This is a genomic window from Staphylococcus sp. HMSC069E10 (assembly GCF_001809205.1).
In the GTDB taxonomy this organism is placed as follows: domain Bacteria; phylum Bacillota; class Bacilli; order Staphylococcales; family Staphylococcaceae; genus Staphylococcus; species Staphylococcus hominis.
This window is the reverse complement of sequence record NZ_KV796508.1, coordinates 1-4,027: the sequence shown is the minus strand read 5'-3', so window position 1 is coordinate 4,027 and position 4,027 is coordinate 1. Positions and strand designations below refer to the sequence as shown.

At 30.4% G+C, this 4,027-nt stretch carries 4 protein-coding genes and 1 pseudogene; 2 read left to right on the top strand and 3 right to left on the bottom strand.

Annotated elements, in window-relative coordinates:
* Positions 1–159: 159 nt before the first annotated feature.
* On the top strand, positions 160–1,182 hold the full coding sequence (locus HMPREF2561_RS10280) for a YeiH family protein (RefSeq protein WP_070468776.1): 1,023 nt from the start codon (positions 160–162) through the stop codon (positions 1,180–1,182).
* A 535-nt stretch (positions 1,183–1,717) separates the two neighbouring features.
* Here the strand turns inward: HMPREF2561_RS10280 and HMPREF2561_RS11070 are convergent.
* The 3 genes from HMPREF2561_RS11070 to HMPREF2561_RS10265 form a co-directional block, all read right to left on the bottom strand.
* Positions 1,718–1,798 carry a DUF536 domain-containing protein gene (locus tag HMPREF2561_RS11070; protein ID WP_083292436.1) on the bottom strand — a complete coding sequence of 27 codons (81 nt, stop codon included), beginning with the start codon at positions 1,796–1,798 and terminating at the stop codon, positions 1,718–1,720.
* Between the two features lie 119 nt (positions 1,799–1,917).
* The gene (locus HMPREF2561_RS10275; protein ID WP_061102263.1) at positions 1,918–2,526 is read right to left on the bottom strand and encodes a TVP38/TMEM64 family protein; all 609 of its coding nucleotides are present in this window, start codon (positions 2,524–2,526) and stop codon (positions 1,918–1,920) included.
* A 389-nt stretch (positions 2,527–2,915) separates the two neighbouring features.
* Positions 2,916–3,521: a uracil-DNA glycosylase gene (locus HMPREF2561_RS10265; protein WP_002470467.1), complete on the bottom strand. Its 606-nt coding sequence runs from the start codon at positions 3,519–3,521 to the stop codon at positions 2,916–2,918.
* 338 nt (positions 3,522–3,859) lie between these two features.
* Between HMPREF2561_RS10265 and HMPREF2561_RS10260 the strand changes: the two are divergent.
* Positions 3,860–4,027, top strand: a pseudogene (locus HMPREF2561_RS10260) (IS6 family transposase); the annotation flags it as partial.

The window sequence follows — 4,027 nt, the reverse complement described above, 5'->3', positions numbered from 1 at the left end:
CATGATAAATTAGTGGTTAGCTATATTTTTACTTTGCAACAGAACCAAAGAAGTTATGCAGAATAGTTTGGCATTAGTTTTTACTTATCAATAGTATAACTATTTTTTATTTAACTTATCGTTATAATAGGTGTATTTTTTATTGAAGGGAGACATTTCATGTCGTTAAAAATAAATAACAAACAAAATTTAAAAAAATCACAGTTATGGCTTTTAGGTATAGCTTTCACCTTTTTAATCGCGCTTTTAGGTTTTCTTTTATCTCTTATACCAGGTTTTAATAATGTCGGCCAATTAGCATGTGCGATTATCATTGCTGTTATTTATCGCCAATTTTTTGGTTATCCAGAAATACTTAGAGCAGGTATAACTTTTTCTTCACAAAAGTTATTAAGACTAGCCATTATTTTGTATGGATTGAAATTAAATATAGACACTGTTTTTCAAGATGGTTTAGGTTTACTTATACGTGATGCATTTATAATAGCATTTGCGATTATTTTTACTGTTTGGTTAGCAAAAATATTTAAAGCTGATCAAAATATTTCATTGTTATTAGGTATAGGAACTGGTGTCTGCGGGGCTGCAGCAATTGCAGCTATAGCTCCTATTGTAAAATCAAAAGATGAAGATACAGCTATTGGTGTTGGTATTATAGCTTTAATGGGCACTGTTTTTGCAATTCTTTATACTATAGTAATGCCAATTTTACCTCTCTCTGCCCATGATTATGGTATTTGGTCAGGAATGAGTTTACATGAACTAGCTCAAGTTGCTATTGCTGCAGCCCCAGCTGGTAATGATGCTCTTGCAATTGGACTATTAGCTAAATTAGGCCGTGTATTTTTATTAGTGCCACTTGCTTTTATATTTATTTATATAGTCAAACGTAAAAATAAGACAGCAAATACTGAAGAGAATAAAGTGGCTTTTCCGTGGTTTTTAATTGGATTTATATTAATGAGTTTATTTGGAAGCTATGTATTAGGTAGTATCATCCCTATATCTAGCAATGTAATGGACAATATTTCGACAATAACAACTTGGTTATTAACAACTGCAATGGTAGGATTAGGCTTAAACGTCAATTTAGCAGATTTACGTAAAAGGGCATTTAAACCTCTTGTTGTAATGATTATCACATCAATACTCGTTTCTATTATTTCATTTATTATTATTTAACTTGTTTATTATCAAATGAATCTAGCTATTCTACGGGTTCAGAATTTATAATAGACGGCGGACTAACAGCTTTATAACGTTGAGTTTTTGCTAAAAACTAAAATTTTATTTTTATGGTGTATCTTTTCTATTAATTCTTTTGAGTAAATTCGAAACATAATTAAACAATTTTTAAATTACCATTTTATGTAACCGATGATTATGAAAAATTCAATTCATATAAAAGGCATAAAAAGTTTATAAACTTTTTATGCCTTTTATATTACGATTAATTATCAAACAACCGAAACTAGAATCCTTTTTTTAGGTTGTGCCCAATTTTGGATAGAGTACGCCCTTTTTATATTGAGGGATCTTCACTTTTGTATTCAGGCATATCTTTATTTTATCTTTCTATTAGTTACACCTATCTTTGTTATTATTCAGTATTCTAGGTTTTTTGGAAAAAATTAATTTTTGTATATTAACGTTTTCTCTACGTTAGTAAATGTATCAAAAGAATATTCAAACTATCTTTTTTCCTTTAATTGATTATCTAATATTTGATTTTTAAAATTTCTAATGCTAGTATTTGCTGGTTTTTAAGTGATTTTGATCTTTCTTGAAATTCTTTTATATAAAATTTCTTCGCAAATACTCACTGTTTTATTAGAAAATTTTTTCAATTCAACGTTAATTATATGAGCATACAAGAATGAGAAGCTTTGTGTTCAAAAATCATAAGTAGTGAAACTATTATTTTATCTTCTCTATGTTCTGTGTATCAAAAAAAGCCGTACGCCAATATCGATAAGAAATCCAGGTCAAAACCAATACTACAGACCACGCAATAATTAATACTATGCCATGGAATACTGAAGGTTTTACTGCAAAGACCCCTAGAGCCACTAAAGAAACCTGGCCAGGAGCAGATGCTAAAAAGGTAGCAGAAATAAAAGTACCTTGTTTTACGCCTAAAGCCCCAGCGCCATAATTTACGGGCCAGTACGGTAAACCGGGCATCAACTTTACCGTACACATAGTCCAAAACCCCGCATTACTAAGGTACTTCTGTACCATAAAGCTATGTCTTCCTAGGAGCTGGAGAGTAATACGTTGTCCCACAAGTCGGGCTAACCAATACCCAACCCAAGACCCAAGGAGTACTCCAAAGAAAGAAAGCAGGGTGCCTTTCACTAGACCATAGAGAGAACCAGCTACCAAGGCTGGCATTGTTATAGGAATAGGAGTAACAGCGATTGCTATAGTAGCCCCTATAAATATCAACCAACCAGCCCATCCATAGCTAAGTATAATCTTACGCATTCCGCAGGTGACGGTAAACTTAAATGGAAATTTATCCATAATAAGAAGGCTCCTACAGCTACTAAAATAATTAAAGAACCTACCGAACGAAAAGAAAACATATTATTGCGCTTCTCACCTAATTTCATAAAGTCTTCTCATTGATTTCGACCTTGGAAGATGGGTCGTATAAACTTAATAAAGTATATTGGTTAGCTAACCTTGCATTTTTATCAGGAATCTCACATAGTTCGACCACTTTTCTAAAAAACCTTATAAATTTCATTTCCATTCCTCCTGAATTTCCATTTTTATTACTTTTAAAATTTCTATTGATTTTGCTACTTTTTTCATTCTCACTAATTAAGATTAGTTCATTCAATAAAGAGTCTCTTAGTATTTTAAAAATCAAATTCTATCTTAATAAAAATGATTTACATACATTATATTTATACTTGAAATTGGATATATCTAAATAAATTTTGCCAATCTTCAAATATAACTTTTTTTAAAGAACTATTATAAAATACTGAAGCAGGATGATAAAAAGGAAAAACAACATATTCTTTTTCTGACCGTGTATAATTATTATAGTTATTATCTAAAACAACTATTTTAGTTATTATTTTTTTTCCATGACAGTCACTTAAATTTTTTGAAAAACCAGTAATTCTTTCATATGAGGTTTTACCTAAAGTCACAATAATTCGAGGATCCACTTTCTTGATTTCCCAATCTATTAGCGGAGCCTGAGCAAATATTTCTTTTTTATTAGGCTTTCTATTTTTATTTTTACTATTGTAAGGACGACTTCTTACAATGCTCGATATAAAAATATTTTCCCTCTTCAAACCTACATCATTTAACTTTTCATTTAATATTAGACCAGATTTACCAGAGAAAGGTACATTGGTTTTTATTTCATTAACTCCCGGAGCTTCACCAATAAACATAATATTTGCTTCTTTGTCACCTGATCCTTCTACTAACCCTTCTAGGTCAAAGTTCTTAGATCTTTGTTTAACCAATCTTAATATATCATTAGGATATCTCATTTTAACCCCTCCAATTTAAAGTATAATAAAAGAAATAATTGCAACTAATATTGAAGTAACAAACATAATTAACAAAACTTTGAATACTCTTTATTTTAGTACTTACAAAGGACATTTAGCCCTAGCCTAATCATAGATGTCCTAAGTAAGTTGTCAAAACTGAAAAATTCCTATTACATTATCTAATAATAACTACGCTAGTTAGTTGTACTAGCACCAATACCAAAATTAATTGCTGTAATTATTAATAAGGAGCAGAAAATAATATAACAAATGTATCTTGGTTCTGTTGCAAAGTTGAATTTATAGTATAATTTTAACAAAAAGGAGTCTTCTGTATGAACTATTTCAGATATAAACAATTTAACAAGGATGTTATCACTGTAGCCGTTGGCTACTATCTAAGATATGCATTGAGTTATCGTGATATATCTGAAATATTAAGAGAACGTGGTGTAAACGTTCATCATTCAACAGTCTACCGTTGGGTTCAAGAATATGCCCCA